The sequence below is a fragment of the Sphingobacterium anhuiense genome, assembly GCF_042686355.1.
GTDB lineage: Bacteria > Bacteroidota > Bacteroidia > Sphingobacteriales > Sphingobacteriaceae > Sphingobacterium > Sphingobacterium anhuiense.
The window spans coordinates 109,330-129,482 of record NZ_JBHUPE010000004.1; the positions used below are offsets into that span (position 1 = coordinate 109,330).

Genomic DNA, 20,153 nt, shown 5'->3' on the forward strand with positions numbered 1-20,153 from the left:
TATGGCTTTATTACTTTTTAAATAGATTTTTAAAAAATGAACCTAATGTGTCTTTTCGTTGTTTATCAAGACCTAAGATTTTCAGATCTATCTCGATATTATTTTCTTCTGTATATGCATACCATTTTGCAAATTGAACTTCATTAGCATATTCTGAAGCAGGTCTATAATAATATAATAATTGGTTTACAGCATGATGGTAAACACCTATCTGCATTGCTTTTTCGTAATAGCTGATTGCTTTTTTTAGATTAATTTTTAATCCACCTAGACCACGTTCATACATAATTGCATAGTAAATAGGTGAAAATTCTTCATCGTAATCTTTTTTTAATAGCGGTAAAACTTTTTTATAATCTTCTTTTGTAAAATATATGTCGGCTAGTTTATCCGAATTGAAATAATATAATTTCTGGGCTTTTAAATAATAATCTAAGGCCTTGTCTTCATCTTTTTCTACCCAGTGGCCGTGGTAATAAAGATCTCCCAAATTAGCCCATCCTAATCCATTACCCAATTCTCCAGCTTTAGTATATGCGTTTACAGCTTTATCAATATCTTTCTCACAGCCCAGGCCATTTTGATAGTGATATCCTAAATTGTTCCAGGCATTCTTTTCGCCTAATTTTGCAGCTTTTTCATATAAGTCAAGACCTAAAGCTAGGTTGGCATGAACTTGATCTTCGGTATCGGTATAAATCATGGCTAATTCGGTCATCATTTGTGAATGCTTTCGTTGGGTACCTATTTTTAAAACTTCAATTGCCTCTTCTATTTTGTTGTTTTTTAAAAGATCAAGACCTAAGTCGTACAAGCTTTGATTATCGAAATAGTGAAAGTAATTTGCACCTGTTTGAGATTTCCAACCGGTGTAATATTTTAAGAAAAAAGCTAAGTCTTTACCCCTTAAATTCTCTTTTCGGTTATAGCATTTACCCATCTCCTCAGGTGTAATTTTTCTGATTTTCATCAGTTTGTCAAGACAAAACAATTCTTCTTTCTGATAGAGGAAAAGCTCATCGTTATGATGGTCAATTACTTCTGAAACATACTCGTAAATTGGACTTAATTGATTGGTCTGTCCATCCCAATATTGCATTCCCTCTTGTAAGTGCACTCTTAAAAAGTGTTTTTCAAGCTGTTCGATTTTAAGATATGAAGCATTGGGCTCAAGTAACCATCGGTTGTTAAAGGCATCAAAAATTCCATTACCAATTTCGGTATATAATATGTAGATATCTTTAAAGAAGTTTGCCAGATAATCAATTTCAATTTTTTGAATATTAACATCATCTTTTAGATAATTTTGATTTATTGGATTATAAATAAACCATTTTTTAGTCTTGCGGTAAACAAAAGTCTGGTAGTTCGACAGTGTGATTACCTGATCTATTTCTGTATCTAGAATTTCTCCGTCAGATTTGACAACTTCAATTTTCTTGTGAAATTTGTTTGCTTTTACATAGAAAAAGTTATGGGGCAGTACATGTAATACATCTTCGAGATAATCGCCAATATGGACCCCTCTATTATTAAAATACTTACGCTTTGAAGTTCCTGCAATTTTTATAAAGAAAAGTTCACTCCCGTCAAAATCAAAAGGAGTTTCACTATCTTGATTGATGACGTTTTCATTTTTATGATTGATTAACGTGTATGTTCTACCTGTTTTTGCATTAAAATAATTCCCATATAGATGTGTTAACTCCTCATAAATAGGTGGAATAAGCAATTGATGATCTACCATATTTATAAGCCCAACCTTAGCATCAGAAGTTACACAACCAACTAGATGCTTAAATTCGTAATCGTAATCTGAAACTAGTCCGTAATAAATTTCAAAAACATGAGATGCATCATCATAAGTTGGTAGAACTATTTCAGTTCCTTTTGTGTCTAGGTAACCAAATTTGTTGTTTTTTTGAATAACTGCAATTCCATCCTCAAATTCAGATATTTCATCATAGTAGGCAGGAGTAATGATATTACCTTTTATATCTTTTAATCCTTTTACATCATTTTCTATAAACACTTCAGCATAATCGTATTTATAAACATCTTCATTCCAATATCCTAATCCGTAGTTTATCCAATCTGTTTTCAGAGCCTCAAGAAAATTTTGATAACCTGATGCTTTCAATATACTATCGAGCGGTTTTAAGCTTTGAGATTTTGTTGCCTTTAGGTAACTTTTATTTTTTTGTTGGATTTCAGTAACCCAATCTTTGGCTTGTTCTGATTTTCTCTCCTCATTCATATTGAAGACATCCGTACCATCGATCAAGAACGTATCATAGGGTAAATTTTCTAACAAATCAAATAGCTGATTGACGGGTTCGTAATACGCCTTTTTATAGTGCAATTGGTATTCATCGGCCAATAGCGTGTAGAATTGCCTTAATAACACAATTCCCGCTTCTCGGTTTGCATATAATAGTTTTCCTTTTGCTCTGATTTCAGAAGCAAAAAGAGGTAATAAAAGAGGGGGTATTTCATAGTTCCATTCTCCCAGATAATAGGGATAGGTTTCACCAGATTGGGAGTCGATATTATAGATATAAATGCGATGTGCCATTTTTATAATTGTATTAAGATCCTGATCAAAGATAAAAAGATTAGTTTCTTAAAACATTCGCTGAAATTGGGGATTTTTAAGGAATGATATCCGCGTACAAGTTATATTTACTGTTTAATTTATTTATATGAACTTTTGAATCCAGTAATTAATTAATTTTATTTATGATGAGGCCATAATAAAATTAATGGAAATCGTACTTTGTGGATAAAAATCTGTTATATTTTTTTGCTATTTTGAGATTGTCGAAATAGTAATAGGATAATTCCAATGCCTAAAATCATTGTAATTGAATAGGCAATGAGTGCGTTAGATTCTGCCTGTTGTTCAAATCCTAAAGGTACAGTTTCATGGAATAAACCGGTATTGTTTTTATATCCCATTAACCAATGAGCGGTATTCCATCCAAAATGGAGTCCTAATGGTAAGACGATATTTTTTGTTTTTAAAGAAGCTAAACCGAACAAAATTGATCCCAATCCAGGGCCAAATATTGCCATTTTTAAATTAGTGCCTGTTAAAATATGTTCTCCGATAAAAACTAATGTAACAATTGATAGGGCTAGCCATGCTCTTAAATTGTCGCGCAATCGCCATAAAAGGTATGTTCTAAAAGCGAGCTCTTCACGACAGGATACAAAAAAATATAAAAATATATTAGCGGTAAGAAGTTTGTAATTAAAAGATCGTGATTTTTCGAATGTAACATCAGTAAAATATGTCAGTAGTGCTGTCATCGTCATTACCATCATAACACTTAGCAAAATACCTATTCCAAATTCAGTTATACTTTTCTGATTATATTGGATTCCGATTTTTGTTAAACTAGTTTTATCCCAGTAAGTAAAGAGGTAAGCAATTATGAAGGTAAGTGTAGCGGCAAGTCCTAGTGAAAATAGGTCAGGGTTGGTGCTATTTTTTGTTACACCAGAAGCTAGGGCAAATACAATGAGCGTAAAAAGATAGAAAATTATAATCTTAAAATATATTATAGCTCTTTTCATCAGTCGAATCATTTTTATGCGATGAATTTAATGAAAAATTTAAATAGATTTTGAAACAAATACCTAGTCAAATCTTTGGCAGCTAAAACATAATTGATGTTTTAATAAAATTTTAACTTTCCAATGCTTTTAAAAATACTGGATCTATAGGAGATATGCTCGACGCAAAATAATGGCTCAAGTTGCCGTTTTCATTGACTATGTATTTGCTGAAATTCCAATCAGGTACATGCTCATTCCATCCATTTTGGGAAGCTTGTGTTAGCCATTGAAATATAGGGTGCTGTTCACTAGATTTGAGCACTACGGCTTTTTTTGTAACGGGAAAGGTGACTCCGAAATTTACCTGACAGAACTGCTCGATATCTTTGTCTGTGCCTTTTTCCTGCTCGCCAAAATCATTAGCTGGAAAGGCGATGATCGCGATGCGGTCGCCCATTTTCTGATATAGCGCTTGTAATTCCTCATATTGACGGGTATAACCGCAATCAGAAGCGGTATTGACAAGGATCACTTTCTTTCCCTTAAAGTCTGAGAAGTCTATAGTCATACCATTGCTTTTCACTGCTGTTAACTGGTAAAAAGACTGTGGTGCTGTTTTGCCAGAAGGCGCATGCAATATTGTTCCCATTTTTCCGGATCTGGAAATTTTTTTGATTAGGGGATATAAAGTATGTAGTATTTTTTGTTTGAAATTCATAGTAGTGTAGCGTTGATGAAAAGTAAAAGATATTTATGTTAATAACTAGAAATAACGCGATGTAAATTACTTTTCTAAATATTGTAAAAAGTACTAAGTTACAAATTTTGATAAGCTTTTGCTTACCTATACATTCAACTTTAAATTAATGACGGATAAAATTCTTTTAACATACTAGGGAATTTATTAAAACAGGTTGTGAATGCCTTTTTGATATATTTTATTTTATGACAAACAAAAAAGTGTGATTATTTATTTATAAAGATGTTATTTGAATTTTGTAAAACAAATATAATGGTATGGAAAGGAATGATATAACAATTGTCTTGGTACATGGAGCCTGGGGAGATGGATCACATTGGAGTAAAGTAACTAAAATCTTATATGAGGCAGGATATAAGGTTAGAAGCGTGCAGAATCCTTTAACCTCCATGGCCGCTGATATTGAAAGAACGATCGATCTTATTGATAAAGAAGAAGGTAAGGTGCTACTTGTTGGACATTCTTATGGTGGCGCTGTGATTTCGGGAGCGGGGCATCATGAAAAAGTGGTTGGATTGGTCTATATCGCTGCATTTGCTCCTGATAAAGGGGAGAGCCTCGGTGGTATCTTTACTCGTCGGGAACAGCCAAGTGGTGCTGCTAATATTGTCCCCGATGCGAAGGGTTTTCTTTGGATCAAGTATGACAAGTATCATGAGAGTTTTTCACAAGATCTTGATCCTATAGAATCAATGGTAATGGCTTTATCTCAGAAACCTACTCATGGCAGTATTTTTGGCGCTGAGGCTGATGAACCCGCTTGGAAAGTAAAACCGAGTTGGTATCAGATTTCCAATAACGATCATATGATTCCACCTGAAACACAAAAGGAAATGGCCGAAAGGATAAAGGCAAAAGAGGTAATTGGTCTTGATGCCAGCCATGCTTCTATGGCTTCCCATCCTAAAGAGATTGCTGATTTCATCATAAAGGCAGTACAAGCTTTGTAAATTTTAAGTAAATACTGTTTAGAGTTATCTGTAAACCATTGAGATATAAGTAACTTAATTTAGAATGGAAACAAGACCAGAAGTTTTAACTTCTGGTCTTGTTTGTTTAAAAATGCATGTATTAGAGCGAGTCATTGGATACATTTTATTTCTAAGGGATAATAATCTTATAAAACTTATAATTTTGATAGTTCGTTATTTATTAAAATAAGTTCCTCTGCAGTAAAATTGATATCCATTGCCTGTGCATTGGCTATCGATTGTGACGCATTTCTGGCGCCTGCCAATACCACAGTGATGCCTGGTTGCAATGTTGTCCAGCGAAGGACCAATTGTGCTACGGTAACTCCCTTGTTTTGTGCAACAGGGGCAAGTGTTGCGATCAGGCTTTTTACTTTTTCGAGATCAAACTGTGAGAAATAACCGTTGCGGTGGTCATCTTGTTTTAAGGTGTTTTCTGTGAAGTATTTTCCGGTCAGTAGTCCTCTTTCCATCGGGCTGTAGGCGATAATGCCGGTTTGGTTTTCCAATGCATAAGGCACTAGATCCTGTTCAATACTGCGGTTGAGCATGCTGTATGAAACCTGATTGCTGGCTAGGGTAAGTGTTGCCGATGCTTCTTTTAATTGATCAACGCTGTAGTTACAAACGCCCGCTGCACGGATTTTTCCTTGCTGGATCAGAACTTCTAAAGCCTCCATCGTCTCGCTGATAGCAGTAGTCGAGTCCGGCCAATGGATCTGCAACAGATCGATGTAGTCGGTACCCAAACGTTTCAAACTTTCTTCCAGCTCTTTAATGATATTGGCTTTAGATGCAAATTTATATACCGGTATTGTTTTACCGTTCTCTGATGCATCAAAGAAAAATTCACCTTTTCCCTGGTTACTTCCATCCCAGACCAAACCAAATTTGGTCAGTAACTGTATTTTTGATCGGTCTTTTCCTTTAATGGCTTCGCCGATCATTTCTTCACTGAGACCAAATCCATAGAAAGGTGCAGTATCAATACTTGTCACACCGTGATCAAGTGATGCATGTACGGAAGCAATGGAGTCTTTTTTTTCATTTCCGCCCCACATATTGCCTCCAATGGCAAATGATCCATACGTGATGGCCGATAATTCTAATGCTGTATTTCCTAATTTTCTATATTCCATTGTGCGGTTGTTTTTAAATTAATGTTGTTGCAAGAATGATTGGTTTTTCCTGAAGCTTATCTGCTACAAGTTCACCAAATGCCTGGATGTAGGGTTGCTGATTGTGCGCATCTAAACCTTGCTGGCTCTTCCATATTTCATAAAAGGTGAACAGGTTGCTGTCATCGATTCCTTGATGCAGGCTATATAGTTCGCATGCATCCTCTTTTCGGGTTTGCTCTACCATATGCTGCAGTACGGAAAGAACTGCTGCTCTATGTTCATCTTTTGTTTTAATGATAGCTGTTAAATGTATTTTCATGATACTAATGCTTCTGTTAGTTGTGGGGTAAATACTTTGTCAAGGTGTTTTTGGTAGGCTTCCATATCACGTAATATGTCTGCGTTTTTTTCCACATCATGGAAATGAAAGCTTTCTAATTTTTCAAGGGATGCAAATGCATTCATACGATGAAAACCAAATAAAGGACCGTCATCTACACTGGTTTGATTGAAAAACTCTCCGGGTAAAGTGAAGGCAGTCTTTGGCGCATTCCAGCTGCTGGTCACCATATATTTGCGACCCTGCAACATACCACCAGTTCCGTAGTTGATGTTCGGGTTTTCAGAGCGGCGTCCGTCACTGTGGTATATTCCTGTACGGTGCCCTGCAGTAAACACTTCGTCAATATATTTTTTAAAAGCATTTGGAACCTGGAACCACCACATCGGGGTGTGGTAGATAATATAATCTGCCCAAACAAATTTCTGAACTTCTTCGTCATGATCATAACCGTTTGCAACATGGGTTACTTTGATTTCTACGGAGTCAAATTTTTCAAAAAAAGCGATTGTATTTTCCGTTACTGTTTTATTGAACCGTCCGCTTGAATGCGCGAATGATTGTCCGGCGTTGATAATTAATATATTTTTCATATGTAAATGAATTTTCTTTTAATGGGCATATGGAATATCCAGATTATTTTTATTGCTGTTAGGCTATCGTGGATATTTCATTTTGCTTTATTTTAAATTTACTGTTACAAAGGTATCGGGGTTTTTGTTATTACAGAAATAGTATAAATTATAATTAAGTATTATATTTATGATACTTGTATTTTCACATTATACCGTACATGATTTACCAAACTTAATATAGACGATTATATAGGAATTAGGGGGGGGAGCATTAATGAACTTTTTTAATATTCTGAAAAATAACGGTTTATGTTCTAGTGAAAATGACCGATACTAGCATTTATAATCTTTTTATTGTTATAGACGTATTATTTTTATGATACTTTTTGTATTTTTACATCATATTTTTGATACTATGGTTAATTTAGAATGGTACCGTACGTTTAAAGCGATCTATAAGACAGGGACATTAACAGGTGCTGCGGAAATCTTATTTATTTCGCAACCTGGTGTTAGTTTGCATCTAAGTTCGCTGGAAACCTATGTTGGAAATAAGTTGTTTGACCGTACAGGTCGTAAAATGATACCAACAGAACATGGAAAAGTATTATTCAATGCGTTGGTCGAGCCTTTAACAAAACTCGAGGAGGTGGAGAAAAACTTTCAGCGGTCAACAGAGAAACATATCCCGACAATAAGTGTAGGTATGTGTTTTGAAACTTTTCAGATTACTTTAGAACAGTATGTCTCGACACTTCCTTTTAATCTGATTATCAGTTTTGGAGAGTATCCTGAGATGCTTGATCAACTGGACAAAGGTATTTTAGATTTGATCATCACCCCTAAAAAGGGAGTGTCTGCCAATATTGAACATGAGCCGTTTTCATATGAAAAAATCGTGCTGGTAGGGGGAAAGGAGGTCGATACTGAGGCTTTTAAAGAGGTCCTGAAAACAAAAAATAAAGGTTTTATTGAGGAGTGGCTGAAGCAACAGAAGTGGTATGGCACAACTGGTGATATGGAACATCTTTTTAATTTTTGGAACTTAAATTTTGGTAAAAAACCAGATTTTAGACCTAATTATATTGTCCCCAATCTGAATTCTATCGTACGTTGTTTGAGTGCAGGTGGAGGTCTGGCTGTTGTGCCTGATTTTTTATGTAATACTGAGATTGATAACGGGCAGATCCAACTGGTGTGGGAAGGAGATAAAAAACTCAAAAATACATTATATTTTGGTTGTCGAAAAAAGACGCTCCATCAGGAAGAAATTGATCATATTAAAACCTTGTTTAGAAAAGTAATGGCCCGATAATTTTAAGCGTATTTTATGGAAACTAATAAAATAAAATGGGGAATAATAGGCTGTGGTGATGTAACGGAAAAAAAGAGCGGACCTGCATTTAATAAAGTACCGGGTAGTGAGCTGCTTGCTGTTATGCGTAGAGATGCTGATAAAGCTGCTGATTATGCGCATAGGCATGGAGTTCCTTTTTGGTATACTGATGTTGAGGGGATATTGAACAATCCCGAAATTAATGCCATCTATATTGCTACTCCACCATCTTCGCATCTGGAATACGCGCTTTTAGCATTGAAGCACGGTAAACATGTGTATGTTGAAAAGCCTGTAGCGCTTAATGCGGATGAAGCGAAGATTTTGGCAGATGCTGTGCAGAAATATGGAGGTAAACTGGTGGTCGCTCATTATCGCAGACAGCTTCCGCTATTTTTAGAAATTAAAGAAATGATCAATAATGGTCTTATTGGTAATGTCCGGATGGTGGAGTTGCGTCTTTGGCAGAGCCGTTCTCCGGCTTTAGTCACTAAGGGAGCTGCTGATTGGCGGACCGATCCGGCGGTATCTGGTGGTGGTTATTTCTTTGATCTTGCGCCACATCAATTGGATCTGATGATCTATTTTTTTGGCATGCCTTTGTCTTATCATGGTTTTAGCCTAATTCAATTTGCTGATAGTGCTGTTGCTGACCAAACAAGAGGCACAGTCGTATTTGATAAGCAGATCGTTTTTAATGGAAGCTGGTCTTTTAATGTAGCATCGTCGGATAACGTGGATTGCTGCGAAATAGTTGGAGAAACGGGGAGCTTAACATTTTCAATTTTTAGTAATAAAGTTGTTTTGAAAAATGAAAGTGGAGAGGAGGAATTTTCATTTGATCATCCCGAAAATATACAGCTACCTATGATTGCAAGCACAGTTAATTTCTTTAAGGATATGGGATCTAATCCAAGTTCCATTGAAGAAGCGGTAACGTTAATGCAGATTATTGATGCTTTTGCTACTGTGAAATAATGGCGGTATTGATTTAAAAAATAAGGGTTGTTCAATAATTGAACAACCCTTATTTTTTAATGTTTTTGTCTATTACAAAATAGACTGACATATTTTAAGCGACCTCTAGTGTTGCTTGAATTGTCTTCGTAATCGCATCCAATAATACTTCCTTATATGCCATGAAATGGATCTGACGATCTACTTCTTCAGATACTTTTAAAGCTGTCTTAGCTGTCTTTACAGCTTGCAGTTCATTTAAATAAAGATCGTTAAATGTTGCGGTATCTTTATTTTTTAGTATTCTTATCGTGTGTGAATATTGTTCAAATATATCCGTGATGACAGCTAAATTTGCACTATCAAAATGTTGAAGTTCATTTGTTTTTTCAGAAAGCTTCTCAAGCTTTTTTCTTTCTTTTGCGTAACCCATAATCCTGCGAAGTTACAGATTTTTCTACAGCTATTTGCAAATGATGTGGAATACTCCAGAAGAGGTTTATTCCATTGGGCAGCTACCACGTTGTAGGTGGTACGGTTCTAGCAACCAAATAAGGTTGATGTTGATACAATAGTATATTGTTTTACAGGATAGGCAAAGGAATAAAAGTAGAGTATTTATAAACTTTATGTTACAATAGCTGATCCATTTTGATTTTTTATGGGTAGCATATGACTCTCTTTAAGCCTACCAATTTTTTCATTTTGCTAGTATATGCATGCAGATTCATAATCATATAATAAGTTCATATTCTATTGTTTAGCTCATTTGTGCGCAAGTCTTTTATTGCTATATTTATAATGAATATACCTTATTTATTGTTATTTTAATAATTTAAATGCTAATTTTTTTAAATTGTTTGTGTATTTAGTGGTGTATGTTAAAAATATTTTATTTATTTGTTTTTGCGTATTCATTTGGAATCATGCACACTAACATATATTAACGAACTAAATTAAATGAAAAATTCTAAACTATTTCATGTTTTAGCCTTTTCTATGGTATTTGGATTTGGTGGTCTCAACCAATCGATCGCCAGTACGCTGTCTGAATATCAAAGCAACCAAGTTAAGATTTCTGGAGTTGTTAAAGATGCGACTGGTCCGATCTCAGGAGCATCTATTGCTGTAAAGGGCACATCGATCGCCACTTTTACGGATGCTTCAGGTCGATTTACTTTAGCGACTATTCCTGCAGGATCAAAAATTGTGATCAGCTATGTCGGCTATGCATCTAAAGAAATTGAATGGAAGGGCGAAAGTACCTTGAATGTGCAACTGGAGTCCACATCAAATGATCTGGATGAAGTTGTTGTCGTTGCTTACGGTACCGCTAAAAAATCAACCTTTACAGGATCTGCCTCGGTGGTGAAATCGGATCAGCTGGAGAAAATATCAGGATCGGGATTTGCAGAGGCATTGCAGGGGATGAGCCCAGGTGTTAATGTGGTGAATAATGAAGGTAACCCGGGCGGTGATACCCGTATTCAAATTCGTGGTATCAGTTCTATGTCGGGTAATTCTAATCCGCTATATGTGGTGGATGGTATGCCTTATGATGGACAACTGAATTCAATATCGCCTTCGGATATTGAGTCGGTTACAGTATTGAAAGATGCTGCAGCATCATCATTGTACGGTTCGCGCGCAGCAAATGGTGTGGTCGTGGTGACAACTAAAAAGGGAAAAACAGCTAAACCGCAATTGAATTTTAGATCGGCATGGGGTACTTCGGACAATGCAGTCAAAAATCCGACAAAAGCTTCTCCGCAGGAACAGTTACTGAATACCTGGGAGGCGATGTACAATGATCAGTTCTATAAATATAACTTAACATCGGACAAAGCTGGAGATTGGGCTTCGGACAATGTTCTGAGCAAACTGCTTAAACAGGTGACCAATTCGAAGGGGGAGGCCACTTATGTTTCTCCTTTTCAGCATATTAATGAAGACTATGTGTTGCATGATGGTAAGGGTAATCCCTATATCAATCCAAACTTGAAAATGATCTGGAATGAAGAAGATTATGATGTGTATAAGGCTGTTTTTTCTAGAAAACTAAGACAGGATTATGGCATGGATGTGTCGGGAACTGCTGGTGATGGAAAGACAAATTATTTTCTGTCTTCTTCGTACCTAGATGATAAAGGATATGCTTCCAATCAATATTTTAAACGTTATGGCTTCCGTGCGAATGTGACGACACAAATCAATAAATGGTTACAGGTGGGTGGAAATGTTTCTTACAGTGGGTCTAGACAGAATATTTCTGGTGCAGCACGTGCTTTAGTGTTTACGACATCGATGTATTCGCCTTATTTACGTAATCGCGATAATACAGATTGGGTTTACTCCGAAAAAACAGGTAAACGCATGTACGATTATGGCGATTATGTAAATAATTTCTTTGGAGCCAATGTGTTACAGAATAATGGCGATTATTGGAATAATGACAATGATGAAGATTTCAATAATTTTATGCGTACGATGATGGCATCTCGTTTCTTTGCTCAGGTTACCTTGCCTTATAACTTGAGTTTCAAAACGAGCCTCAGTATTGACGATAACAGTTCTAAAAACTTTTTGTACGGATCTGCAGTTCATGGAGCAGGGCAACTAGCTCCGTATGGTGTCACGGTGCTTACTAATGGTGGAAATGCGACTCGCTCGAATACGAACACAAAATCAGTGACGTTTAACAATATCTTAAGCTGGAATCAGGATTTTGGTAATCATAATTTTTCGGCATTGGCCGGTCAGGAATCGTATACCAACAACAGTCTTTACGACTATGGTTATGGTGAAGGCATTATGCAATTGGGGCAATATGAATTAAGTTCGACAACAAAGAATTGGCAGGTTAAATCCAACAAAGATCGTTTTGCTCTACTATCTTACTTCGGAAAGTTAGATTACAATTATAATAGTAAATACTATTTATCGGGTTCATTCCGTCGTGATGGATCTTCCCGTTTTCATCCGGATAACCGCTGGGGGAATTTCTTTTCCGCAGGCCTTTCCTGGCAGATCGCTAAAGAAGATTTCTTAAAGGATGTGAGCTGGTTGGATAACTTATCCTTCCGATCTAGTTATGGTACTACCGGTAATGATAAGTTAAGCCGTAGAGGTGATAATGGCGTTGGAGGTGGTGATATTTACTATGCTTACCAGGGTGTATATGAAGCAAGTGATCTTTATGGTCAAGCTGGTTTAAAACCATCAGCATTTCCTACGCCTGCTTTGATCTGGGAGAAGAACAAGCAATTTAATGCGGCATTTGATTTTGGTATTCTCAAAAACATCTACGGTACCATTGAGTATTACTCCCGTACTGCTTCCGATTTGCTTTACTACAAAGAGTTTCCACTGTCAGCACAGGTCGGTAATGCGAATGGTTTGAATACAAACTTAGGTGATCTGAAAAATTCGGGTTTTGAATTCTCATTGGGTGCTGATGCGATCCGTAATGAAAACTTTAGATGGAAAATTGATGCGAATCTTTCGACGTTGAAAAATGAGATCACTTATTTGCCAGGAGGTGAATTTACGTACAACAACCGTGGTGCTGGTTATAAACTTTCGGAGGGATATTCCTTGTATGAATTTTATATGGTGAAAAATGCAGGTGTTAATCCTGAAACAGGAAACATGCGTTACTGGATACGTGATGGTGAAAACTGGAAGATGACGGAAAACTATGACAAGGATGTGACTTCGAATGATTATCAACGTATAGGGTCTGCTCTGCCTAAGGTGTATGGTTCTTTGACCAATGCGTTTAATTATAAAGGATTGGATATGTCCTTCATGTTGTACTATTCGCTAGGTTCTAAAATGTTTGATTATGCTTATGTGGAGCGTACAGCAGTACGTGGTGGTGTTGGTGTGATCCAGGATCTCATAGAAGACCATTGGCGCAAACCTGGTGATCAGGCTTTATTACCTAAATTTTCGAATGATGACTATGCCAGTACCCGGAAAAATTCTGATTTCTATGTGTTTGATAACGATTATTTAAGACTTCGAAATGTTTCCTTAGGTTATACATTACCAACAGCTACAATGGCGAGACTGGGTCTGTCAAAAGTGCGCCTGTATATTTCTGGAGACAACTTACTAACGTTTGGATCCGCTAAGAATCACTATTCTGATCCGGAGACGGCTTTATCTGGTAATAATTATAATGGTTCTGCAGATAAAGATAATGGAATCCAGGGATCAAGAAGAGTCTATATGGCTGGTTTACAAGTGTCATTTTAAGAAAGAATAGAAAATGAAAAATATCGTTAAAAGTTTACAATATATTGCATTAGGAACGGTTGTTTTAATGCAAACAGGCTGTAAGGATTTCCTTGATGCTAATTCTTCAACAGCGACTTCGGAGAATGTTGTTTTATCAAGTGCTTCTCAATTGGAGCGTGTATTGACTGCTACTTATAGACAATTGTATTTCAATGATCAAGGAATGGATCGGGTATATGCTGGTTTACCGGGTTTGCAGATGTATGTTGATTTAGGGGGGGCTGATATTGTGAGTCATACCAATATGGGAGGCAATCAGGTAACAGCATATACCTATGAACCGCAAAAAACACAGACGACAGGTCTATCTAATGGAATTTGGACGATGATGTATAAAATCATCAATCAAACAAATATCATTATTGAAGCGTTGCCTGCCGCGCAAGGGGAAGAGACATTAAAAAACCAGATTATGGGTCAGGCAAAAGCGATTCGTGGTCTTTGTTATTTCCATCTGATTCAAAATTATCAGCAAACTTATATGTTAGCTAAGCAAAAACCAGGTGTTATTTTACGCTTGAGCCCTAAGGAAAGTGAAAATTTACCTCGTGCTACTGTAGAACAGACTTATGCGCAAATCGTCAAAGATCTGACGGATGCAAAATCGTTATTAGCTAATTATACACAGCCTAATAAATGGACCATTGATAAGTATGTGGTTTCTGGTCAGTTGGCACGTGTGTATTCGGTGATGAACAATTGGCAAGGTGCTTATCAAGAGGCGAAAACTGCTTATACAAATTATAGTCAATTGATGACCAAGACACAGTATCAGTCTGGATTTGATGATGTGATTACAAACAATTATGCTGAGGTGATGTGGGCAGTTCCATTTACAACGACTAATAACCTAGGTGGAGGAACACAATTTAACTTCTGGTATAACCAGGATGAAAGCTATGGCGAAGGTTATACGGATGGGCCTATTTACTCATTTTTGGATTTCTTTGCTGATGGTCAATATGAAAAACTGTTTGAAAAAACGGAAGATCGTTACCAATTTTGGAAACGTACTAAAAATGCTTCTAAAGAATGGTCGACAAAATGGGCGTATAATAAGTACAAACATTATGGTGATGCGAATGGTGCTAAACAGGGAAATACGAGACCTGAGGTTTCTTTAATGCGTGGATCTGAGATGTTATTGATCATGGCTGAGGCTTCAACTCAATTAAATAATGGTGAGGGTTTAGGTTATTTAAATAGATTGCAAACGGCTCGTGGAGTTAAAGGCTTGACAGTTGCTGCTTCTGGAACTCCATTGCTAGAGGCTATTTATGTGGAAAGACGTAAGGAACTGTTATGTGAGGGAGTTACTGGAATTTATGATTTATTGCGTTTGCAAAAACCACTTGTCCGTATTCGGGAAACGGCAACTTATGTAGAGGGGCACTACACTTGGGGAGTGACGAACTTGAACGGTTATGTTGCAAGCAGTCCAGCACCAACTGGAACTTTTCCTTCGAATGACTACCGTATGCTCTGTCAAATTCCACAATTGGAAATTGCCAATAATACGGCACTCTCAGAGGCCGATCAAAATCCTTATTCTGGAACAAACTAAGTAGTCTGTATCCTGCAAAAAAAGTTTTACAGGTACAAGCTATAAATATGAATATAAAATGGCCGAGTGTAATTCACTCGGCCATTTTTATTTTTTTACTGATTAAAGACGTCTTATCCAGATATTGCGGAAGTCAACAAGATCGCCATGGTCTTGCAATACGATTGGTCCTGGACCGTGAACTAATGTTTTTGGTAATCCGATGTACTCCGTAGTTCCTTCGATCTGCGTATTGTATTGTACCACAACACCATTGTGTAAAACGGTTACGATGCCTTTTTTGATTAATACACCATCGGCATTAAATCGTGGAGCGGTATACAAGACGTCGTAAGTATGCCATTGTCCAGCTGGTTTGGTTGCTGTGACCAAGGGTGGCTGTTGTTTATAGATCGATCCTGCTTGTCCATTTACATAGGTTGGGTTATTATTGTTGTCTAAGACCTGTAATTCATATTGACCCTGCAAAAAGATACCGCTGTTTCCTCTTCCTTGTCCTTCACCTTTGATGACTTCCGGACTTTTCCATTCGACATGAAGCTGGAAATCTTCAAAGTTTTCTTTTGTCTGGATATTCCCTGTTTTTGGGGTGGACGTTAAAACGTTATTTTGTACTTTCCAGGGTGCCTGCTCTTTTACGTTATTGGAACTTACCCATTGGTTCAGATTGGAGCCGTCAAAAAGAACGATCGCATCAGAAGGGGCTTTGTTCTCAGTAGTTGTCACCGTACGCAGTACTGGAGTATAAAACTCGGTATCCTGCGGTTGAAATTTCGTTTGGGCATAACTTAAAGAACCAATTAGGCTCATGCTGAGGACACAGCAAGATATATAAATTTTGTTCATTTTGTAATAGATTGATTTCACGTAAATATAAGTATTCAATGTTAAAATCTGACATGCTTTTATGTAAGACTATTGTGATTGAAGTTCAGAGTGATTGAAAATGACCATAGAAAAGAGGGTGTAACTCATGTTTTAAAGTTGGGACAAAAGGTTGTCCGCCAAAACTAACAAAATGATGCATTTAAGCGTTATAATTATAAAAGGAAACACTTTATCGTCACCTAGTTTTTCATTCAGTCAGGATAGAGCCCTTCGAGGGTTTCATGTACATCAATAACTAAAAACATGGATACACTAAAGCAATATCACGAAAAACGTAATTTTAAAAGTACAGAAGAGCCTAAAGGTAAGTTAAAGATTAAACGTGATAAAAAATTGCGCTTTGTTGTACAAAGACATCATGCCAGCAGATTGCATTATGATTTTAGATTGGAAGTTGCCGGTGTACTAAAAAGTTGGGCTGTACCAAAGGGACCATCATTGTTTCCTGCCGATAAGCGATTGGCTGTTCAAGTTGAAGATCATCCCGTCAATTACGCAAATTTTGAAGGAGCAATTCCGGAAGGTAATTATGGTGCTGGTACCGTAAGTGTTTTTGATAAAGGGTATTATGAGCCTTTAAATGGACCAGATGAAGATGCTTTTTTAAGTAATTTAGCGGATGGGTCTATTAAGTTTGTCCTACATGGAGATAAGCTCAAAGGAGAATTTGCTCTTGTCAGAATAAAAGGCGATCAAGAAGGTAAGTCGTGGTTACTCATTAAACATAAAGATGAATATGCAACCGAAGTATCCTATAATGCTGAAGATGCAGTTCCTGAAAAAATAAAAAAAGAAGGATTAGAATATAAAAAAGTAGGAGCAAAGAAGAAGTCAAAACGAATAGCTAAGCCATCGAATAATAGTGAACCAGAGCTGACTGAGCTGTCGCCAATGTTGGCGAAGCTAACCGATGCTATGCCCGAAGGGAATGATTGGTTATTTGAAAAGAAATTTGATGGTTTTCGCATTATTGCTGTAAAAGAGGATGAACATATTTTTCTTTATTCCCGAAATGGAAAAAATATGAATAAACTATTTCCTTCCATTGTGAAGGAGCTAATGGCTTTAAATAGGAATGTTTGGTTAGATGGGGAAGTGGTGATAGAAGATCGCACAGGTAAATCGTATTTTCAGATGTTGGCAACAGGCGAACCATTGGGTAGTTCCTATCAACTGCATTATTATATCTTTGATATTTTGAAATTGGATGAAAATGACTTAAGTCAATACCCTTTATCTGAGCGAAAAGAACTATTGACTTTGTTTTTTAAAGGATTCAAAAGTCAAATGATTGAGTTGGTTACCTCACTAAAAGGGACGCCTATGTCCATTTATCGTCAAGCGGAACGAAAGGGGTGGGAAGGAGTCATTGCCAAAGATCTTACCAGTCTTTATCATGGTGGAAAACGAAGCAATCAATGGCTTAAGATTAAAATTCGACAAAGCCAGGAAGCTGTTATTTGCGGTTTTACAAAACCGCAGGGAAACCGTTCTTCTTTTGGAGCTCTCGTTTTGGGTTGCTATGACAATTCGGAGTTAACCTATCTAGGTAACTGTGGTACTGGATTTAGTGATGAGTTGTTGGAAATATTAATGGATAAATTGAAAAGGCTTATAATAAGCAAGAAGCCGTTTCCTCAAGATGTATCTGTTGCGAAGGAAAAGGAAGTGACTTGGGTGAAGCCGGATCTCGTCTGCGAAGTTTATTATTCAGAGTGGACAATGGACCATCATTTACGTCACCCGGTTTTCAAGGGGTTACGTACAGATAAAAAAGCTAAGGAGATCGTCATGGAAGAGGTCAGAAATGAAAGGGTAAAAGAGAAGATAATTTCTATAAGCCGCCATCATGTAAAACTAACTAATCTTGATAAAATATATTGGCCAGATGAAGGATATGTGAAAGGTGAAATGCTCGAATATTATGAACAATATGGTGATTTACTATTGCCTTACTTAAAAGATAAGCCAATTTCACTTCATCGTTTTCCTAATGGAATAGGAGCTGATAGTTTTTTTCAAAAGGATGTCGATTTAAAACAAATTCCAGATTGGGTAAAGACCGTGCCCATATATGCTGAAAGTACGGATAAAAATATCGATTATATGGTGTGCAATAATAGAGCAACCCTCTTGTTTATTGCAAATCTCGGCTCTATTGAGATAAATCCATGGCTATCGACGTATAAAAAGATTGAAAATCCGGATTTTGCAGTTCTGGATATTGATCCAAATGGAGCAGATTTTGATTCGGTAATTGAAATAGGGCTGACTGCTCATCGAATTTTTCAACAAGTTGGAGTTGCAGATTATATTAAAACATCTGGTTCGACAGGATTACATATCTACTTGTATGTCAAACAACGGTATACTTATGAGGTTGTACGCGATTTTATCCAGCTCATCGGAGAAATGATTCATGAGGAGCATCCTGATACAACAAGCCTTATCCGGGATCCTAAGAAAAGAAAGGGTTTAATCTATCTTGATTTTTTACAAAATAGAAGAGGACAGACCATCGCAGCTCCATATTCTATACGTCCTAAACCTGGTGCTACTATCAGCACGCCTTTACATTGGGAGGAAGTAAAGAAAGGTTTGGACATCAGACAATTTAATTTAAAAACTATAACGGAGCGATTGAAGAAAGTGGAGGATCCATGGAAAACCTTTTTCGACACACCTAGTAATATTAAAGAAGCTTTAGCGAACTTATAACTATTGTCAAAGCGTGAACACTTAATTGATATTTGAATATTTTCAGATTTATAAATACCAATTTTTGTCTTACTTTTAGTAAATTGTATAGAGAAGTAGACGGTTTATTTGTTGAATAGCAATACCATAAAGAAATTTAACCATTTATGTGAAAAATTATGATCTTTCATTGGGGTTAAATACCCGCTCTTGCGTATAAATTCAATGGTTGAATACACATTTCTAATTGTTTGAAAATAGTGTTGATGATTTAACTTGTGGTTTAGGGGGTATTAATACTCTTTTTTTTGAAAAAATATTAAAGGATATAGCACAGCGATTGCTTTAATGTTATCAACAATGCATGAATATTAAAATGATCCATGCTAGATAAAATTAGATTAAGTGTTAACAAAAGATGTGCGCAAGTACAGCAATAAAAAACTATCCTTTATGACAAAGACAGAATTTAACACCCAAGTGATCGAGCAAACAAATGAGCTCAAAGTTTTTGCAAAGCGTTTTACAAATGATTATGACGAGGTCAATGATCTTTTGCAAGATACCATGTTAAAAGCAGTAAGCTATTTCCGTAATTTTCAAGAAGGATCTAATTTAAAAGCATGGCTTTATACCATCATGCGCAATACTTTTATTAATAATTATAGACGTACAACTAAAAGTCGTTCTTTTATTACCACAGAAGAAGAGATCAGTACTTCGCATTTGCAATATTCTTCGGTAAGAAATGGTGGAGAAGACAAATTCGTGATGGAAGATATTCAGAAAGCATTGGGAGAATTGGATGAAGGGTTCTACATACCTTTTACTATGCTGTACGAAGGATATAAATATAATGAAATTGCTGAACATCTTAACCTTCCTATTGGTACAGTGAAAACTCGTATCCATATTGCAAGAAAAAGACTAAAGGGAACTTTATCAACATATAAAAATTAAACAGGATTAATTTCCATTTTGTGAAAAGAAGGGCATTCCTTGGGTTTAGACCTTAGGAAGCCTTTCTTTTTTTGTTTTCAACTTTCCTGTTTGTATTTTTTATAATGGTATTTTCCTATTC

General features: G+C 36.4%; 15 protein-coding genes. 7 read left to right on the forward strand and 8 right to left on the reverse strand.

What is annotated here, in order from left to right:
• Positions 1–10: 10 nt before the first annotated feature.
• From ACFS6I_RS06105 to ACFS6I_RS06115, 3 genes are all read right to left on the reverse strand, one after another.
• Positions 11–2,575: an SEL1-like repeat protein gene (locus ACFS6I_RS06105; protein ID WP_380918859.1), complete on the reverse strand. Its 2,565-nt coding sequence runs from the start codon at positions 2,573–2,575 to the stop codon at positions 11–13.
• 218 nt (positions 2,576–2,793) lie between these two features.
• Positions 2,794–3,579, reverse strand: a complete 786-nt coding sequence (locus ACFS6I_RS06110) for a CPBP family intramembrane glutamic endopeptidase (protein ID WP_380918861.1) — start codon at positions 3,577–3,579, stop codon at positions 2,794–2,796.
• A 112-nt stretch (positions 3,580–3,691) separates the two neighbouring features.
• The gene (locus ACFS6I_RS06115) at positions 3,692–4,210 is read right to left on the reverse strand and encodes a glutathione peroxidase (protein WP_380918863.1); all 519 of its coding nucleotides are present in this window, start codon (positions 4,208–4,210) and stop codon (positions 3,692–3,694) included.
• A 368-nt stretch (positions 4,211–4,578) separates the two neighbouring features.
• On the opposite strand from ACFS6I_RS06115, the gene ACFS6I_RS06120 reads away from it, so the two are divergent.
• Positions 4,579–5,271 carry an alpha/beta hydrolase gene (locus tag ACFS6I_RS06120; RefSeq protein ID WP_380918865.1) on the forward strand — a complete coding sequence of 231 codons (693 nt, stop codon included), beginning with the start codon at positions 4,579–4,581 and terminating at the stop codon, positions 5,269–5,271.
• A gap of 176 nt (positions 5,272–5,447) precedes the next feature.
• Here ACFS6I_RS06120 and ACFS6I_RS06125 read toward each other — a convergent pair whose 3' ends face one another.
• The 3 genes from ACFS6I_RS06125 to ACFS6I_RS06135 are packed head-to-tail and all read right to left on the reverse strand — an operon-like array spanning position 5,448 to position 7,346.
• Complete coding sequence (locus tag ACFS6I_RS06125; protein WP_380918867.1) at positions 5,448–6,431, reverse strand: aldo/keto reductase; 984 nt, start codon at positions 6,429–6,431, stop codon at positions 5,448–5,450.
• A gap of 13 nt (positions 6,432–6,444) precedes the next feature.
• Positions 6,445–6,732: a putative quinol monooxygenase gene (locus ACFS6I_RS06130; RefSeq protein ID WP_168126932.1), complete on the reverse strand. Its 288-nt coding sequence runs from the start codon at positions 6,730–6,732 to the stop codon at positions 6,445–6,447.
• Complete coding sequence (locus ACFS6I_RS06135) at positions 6,729–7,346, reverse strand: NAD(P)H-dependent oxidoreductase (RefSeq protein ID WP_380918869.1); 618 nt, start codon at positions 7,344–7,346, stop codon at positions 6,729–6,731. The genes ACFS6I_RS06130 and ACFS6I_RS06135 overlap by 4 nt, the downstream gene beginning before the upstream one ends.
• A gap of 397 nt (positions 7,347–7,743) precedes the next feature.
• Between ACFS6I_RS06135 and ACFS6I_RS06140 the strand changes: the two genes are divergently transcribed.
• Positions 7,744–8,643: a LysR family transcriptional regulator gene (locus ACFS6I_RS06140; RefSeq protein ID WP_380918871.1), complete on the forward strand. Its 900-nt coding sequence runs from the start codon at positions 7,744–7,746 to the stop codon at positions 8,641–8,643.
• Between the two features lie 15 nt (positions 8,644–8,658).
• Positions 8,659–9,642, forward strand: coding sequence for a Gfo/Idh/MocA family protein (locus ACFS6I_RS06145; protein ID WP_380918873.1), 984 nt, complete (start codon positions 8,659–8,661; stop codon positions 9,640–9,642).
• Positions 9,643–9,736: 94 nt separating this feature from the next.
• Here ACFS6I_RS06145 and ACFS6I_RS06150 read toward each other — a convergent pair whose 3' ends face one another.
• Positions 9,737–10,054, reverse strand: coding sequence for a hypothetical protein (locus tag ACFS6I_RS06150; RefSeq protein ID WP_132842363.1), 318 nt, complete (start codon positions 10,052–10,054; stop codon positions 9,737–9,739).
• 527 nt (positions 10,055–10,581) lie between these two features.
• Between ACFS6I_RS06150 and ACFS6I_RS06155 the strand changes: the two genes are divergently transcribed.
• Together ACFS6I_RS06155 and ACFS6I_RS06160 are read left to right on the forward strand one after the other, a co-directional pair.
• Positions 10,582–13,881 (forward strand): SusC/RagA family TonB-linked outer membrane protein, encoded by a 3,300-nt coding sequence (locus ACFS6I_RS06155; RefSeq protein ID WP_380918875.1) that lies wholly within the window; start codon positions 10,582–10,584, stop codon positions 13,879–13,881.
• A gap of 13 nt (positions 13,882–13,894) precedes the next feature.
• Complete coding sequence (locus ACFS6I_RS06160; protein ID WP_380918877.1) at positions 13,895–15,487, forward strand: RagB/SusD family nutrient uptake outer membrane protein; 1,593 nt, start codon at positions 13,895–13,897, stop codon at positions 15,485–15,487.
• 102 nt (positions 15,488–15,589) lie between these two features.
• Here the strand turns inward: ACFS6I_RS06160 and ACFS6I_RS06165 are convergent, their stop codons facing one another.
• Entirely contained in the window at positions 15,590–16,333 is a 744-nt protein-coding gene (locus ACFS6I_RS06165; protein ID WP_132773803.1) for a 3-keto-disaccharide hydrolase, read from the reverse strand.
• A gap of 285 nt (positions 16,334–16,618) precedes the next feature.
• Here ACFS6I_RS06165 and ligD point away from each other — a divergent pair, with 285 nt between their 5' ends.
• Both ligD and ACFS6I_RS06175 read left to right on the forward strand, forming a co-directional pair.
• Entirely contained in the window at positions 16,619–19,093 is a 2,475-nt protein-coding gene (gene ligD / locus ACFS6I_RS06170) for a DNA ligase D (RefSeq protein WP_380918879.1), read from the forward strand.
• 432 nt (positions 19,094–19,525) lie between these two features.
• On the forward strand, positions 19,526–20,032 hold the full coding sequence (locus tag ACFS6I_RS06175; protein ID WP_168126926.1) for an RNA polymerase sigma factor: 507 nt from the start codon (positions 19,526–19,528) through the stop codon (positions 20,030–20,032).
• Positions 20,033–20,153: the final 121 nt, after the last annotated feature.

Excerpts from the sequence above, each read along its gene's own strand:
- ACFS6I_RS06105 (WP_380918859.1), bottom strand. The coding sequence starts at position 2,575 with ATGGCACATCGCATTTATATCTATAATATCGACTCCCAATCTGGTGAA.
- ACFS6I_RS06110 (WP_380918861.1), bottom strand. The coding sequence starts at position 3,579 with ATGAAAAGAGCTATAATATATTTTAAGATTATAATTTTCTATCTTTTT.
- ACFS6I_RS06115 (WP_380918863.1), bottom strand. The coding sequence starts at position 4,210 with ATGGGAACAATATTGCATGCGCCTTCTGGCAAAACAGCACCACAGTCT.
- ACFS6I_RS06120 (WP_380918865.1), top strand. The coding sequence starts at position 4,579 with ATGGAAAGGAATGATATAACAATTGTCTTGGTACATGGAGCCTGGGGA.
- ACFS6I_RS06125 (WP_380918867.1), bottom strand. The coding sequence starts at position 6,431 with ATGGAATATAGAAAATTAGGAAATACAGCATTAGAATTATCGGCCATC.
- ACFS6I_RS06130 (WP_168126932.1), bottom strand. The coding sequence starts at position 6,732 with ATGAAAATACATTTAACAGCTATCATTAAAACAAAAGATGAACATAGA.
- ACFS6I_RS06135 (WP_380918869.1), bottom strand. The coding sequence starts at position 7,346 with ATGAAAAATATATTAATTATCAACGCCGGACAATCATTCGCGCATTCA.
- ACFS6I_RS06140 (WP_380918871.1), top strand. The coding sequence starts at position 7,744 with ATGGTTAATTTAGAATGGTACCGTACGTTTAAAGCGATCTATAAGACA.
- ACFS6I_RS06145 (WP_380918873.1), top strand. The coding sequence starts at position 8,659 with ATGGAAACTAATAAAATAAAATGGGGAATAATAGGCTGTGGTGATGTA.
- ACFS6I_RS06150 (WP_132842363.1), bottom strand. The coding sequence starts at position 10,054 with ATGGGTTACGCAAAAGAAAGAAAAAAGCTTGAGAAGCTTTCTGAAAAA.
- ACFS6I_RS06155 (WP_380918875.1), top strand. The coding sequence starts at position 10,582 with ATGAAAAATTCTAAACTATTTCATGTTTTAGCCTTTTCTATGGTATTT.
- ACFS6I_RS06160 (WP_380918877.1), top strand. The coding sequence starts at position 13,895 with ATGAAAAATATCGTTAAAAGTTTACAATATATTGCATTAGGAACGGTT.
- ACFS6I_RS06165 (WP_132773803.1), bottom strand. The coding sequence starts at position 16,333 with ATGAACAAAATTTATATATCTTGCTGTGTCCTCAGCATGAGCCTAATT.
- ligD (WP_380918879.1), top strand. The coding sequence starts at position 16,619 with ATGGATACACTAAAGCAATATCACGAAAAACGTAATTTTAAAAGTACA.
- ACFS6I_RS06175 (WP_168126926.1), top strand. The coding sequence starts at position 19,526 with ATGACAAAGACAGAATTTAACACCCAAGTGATCGAGCAAACAAATGAG.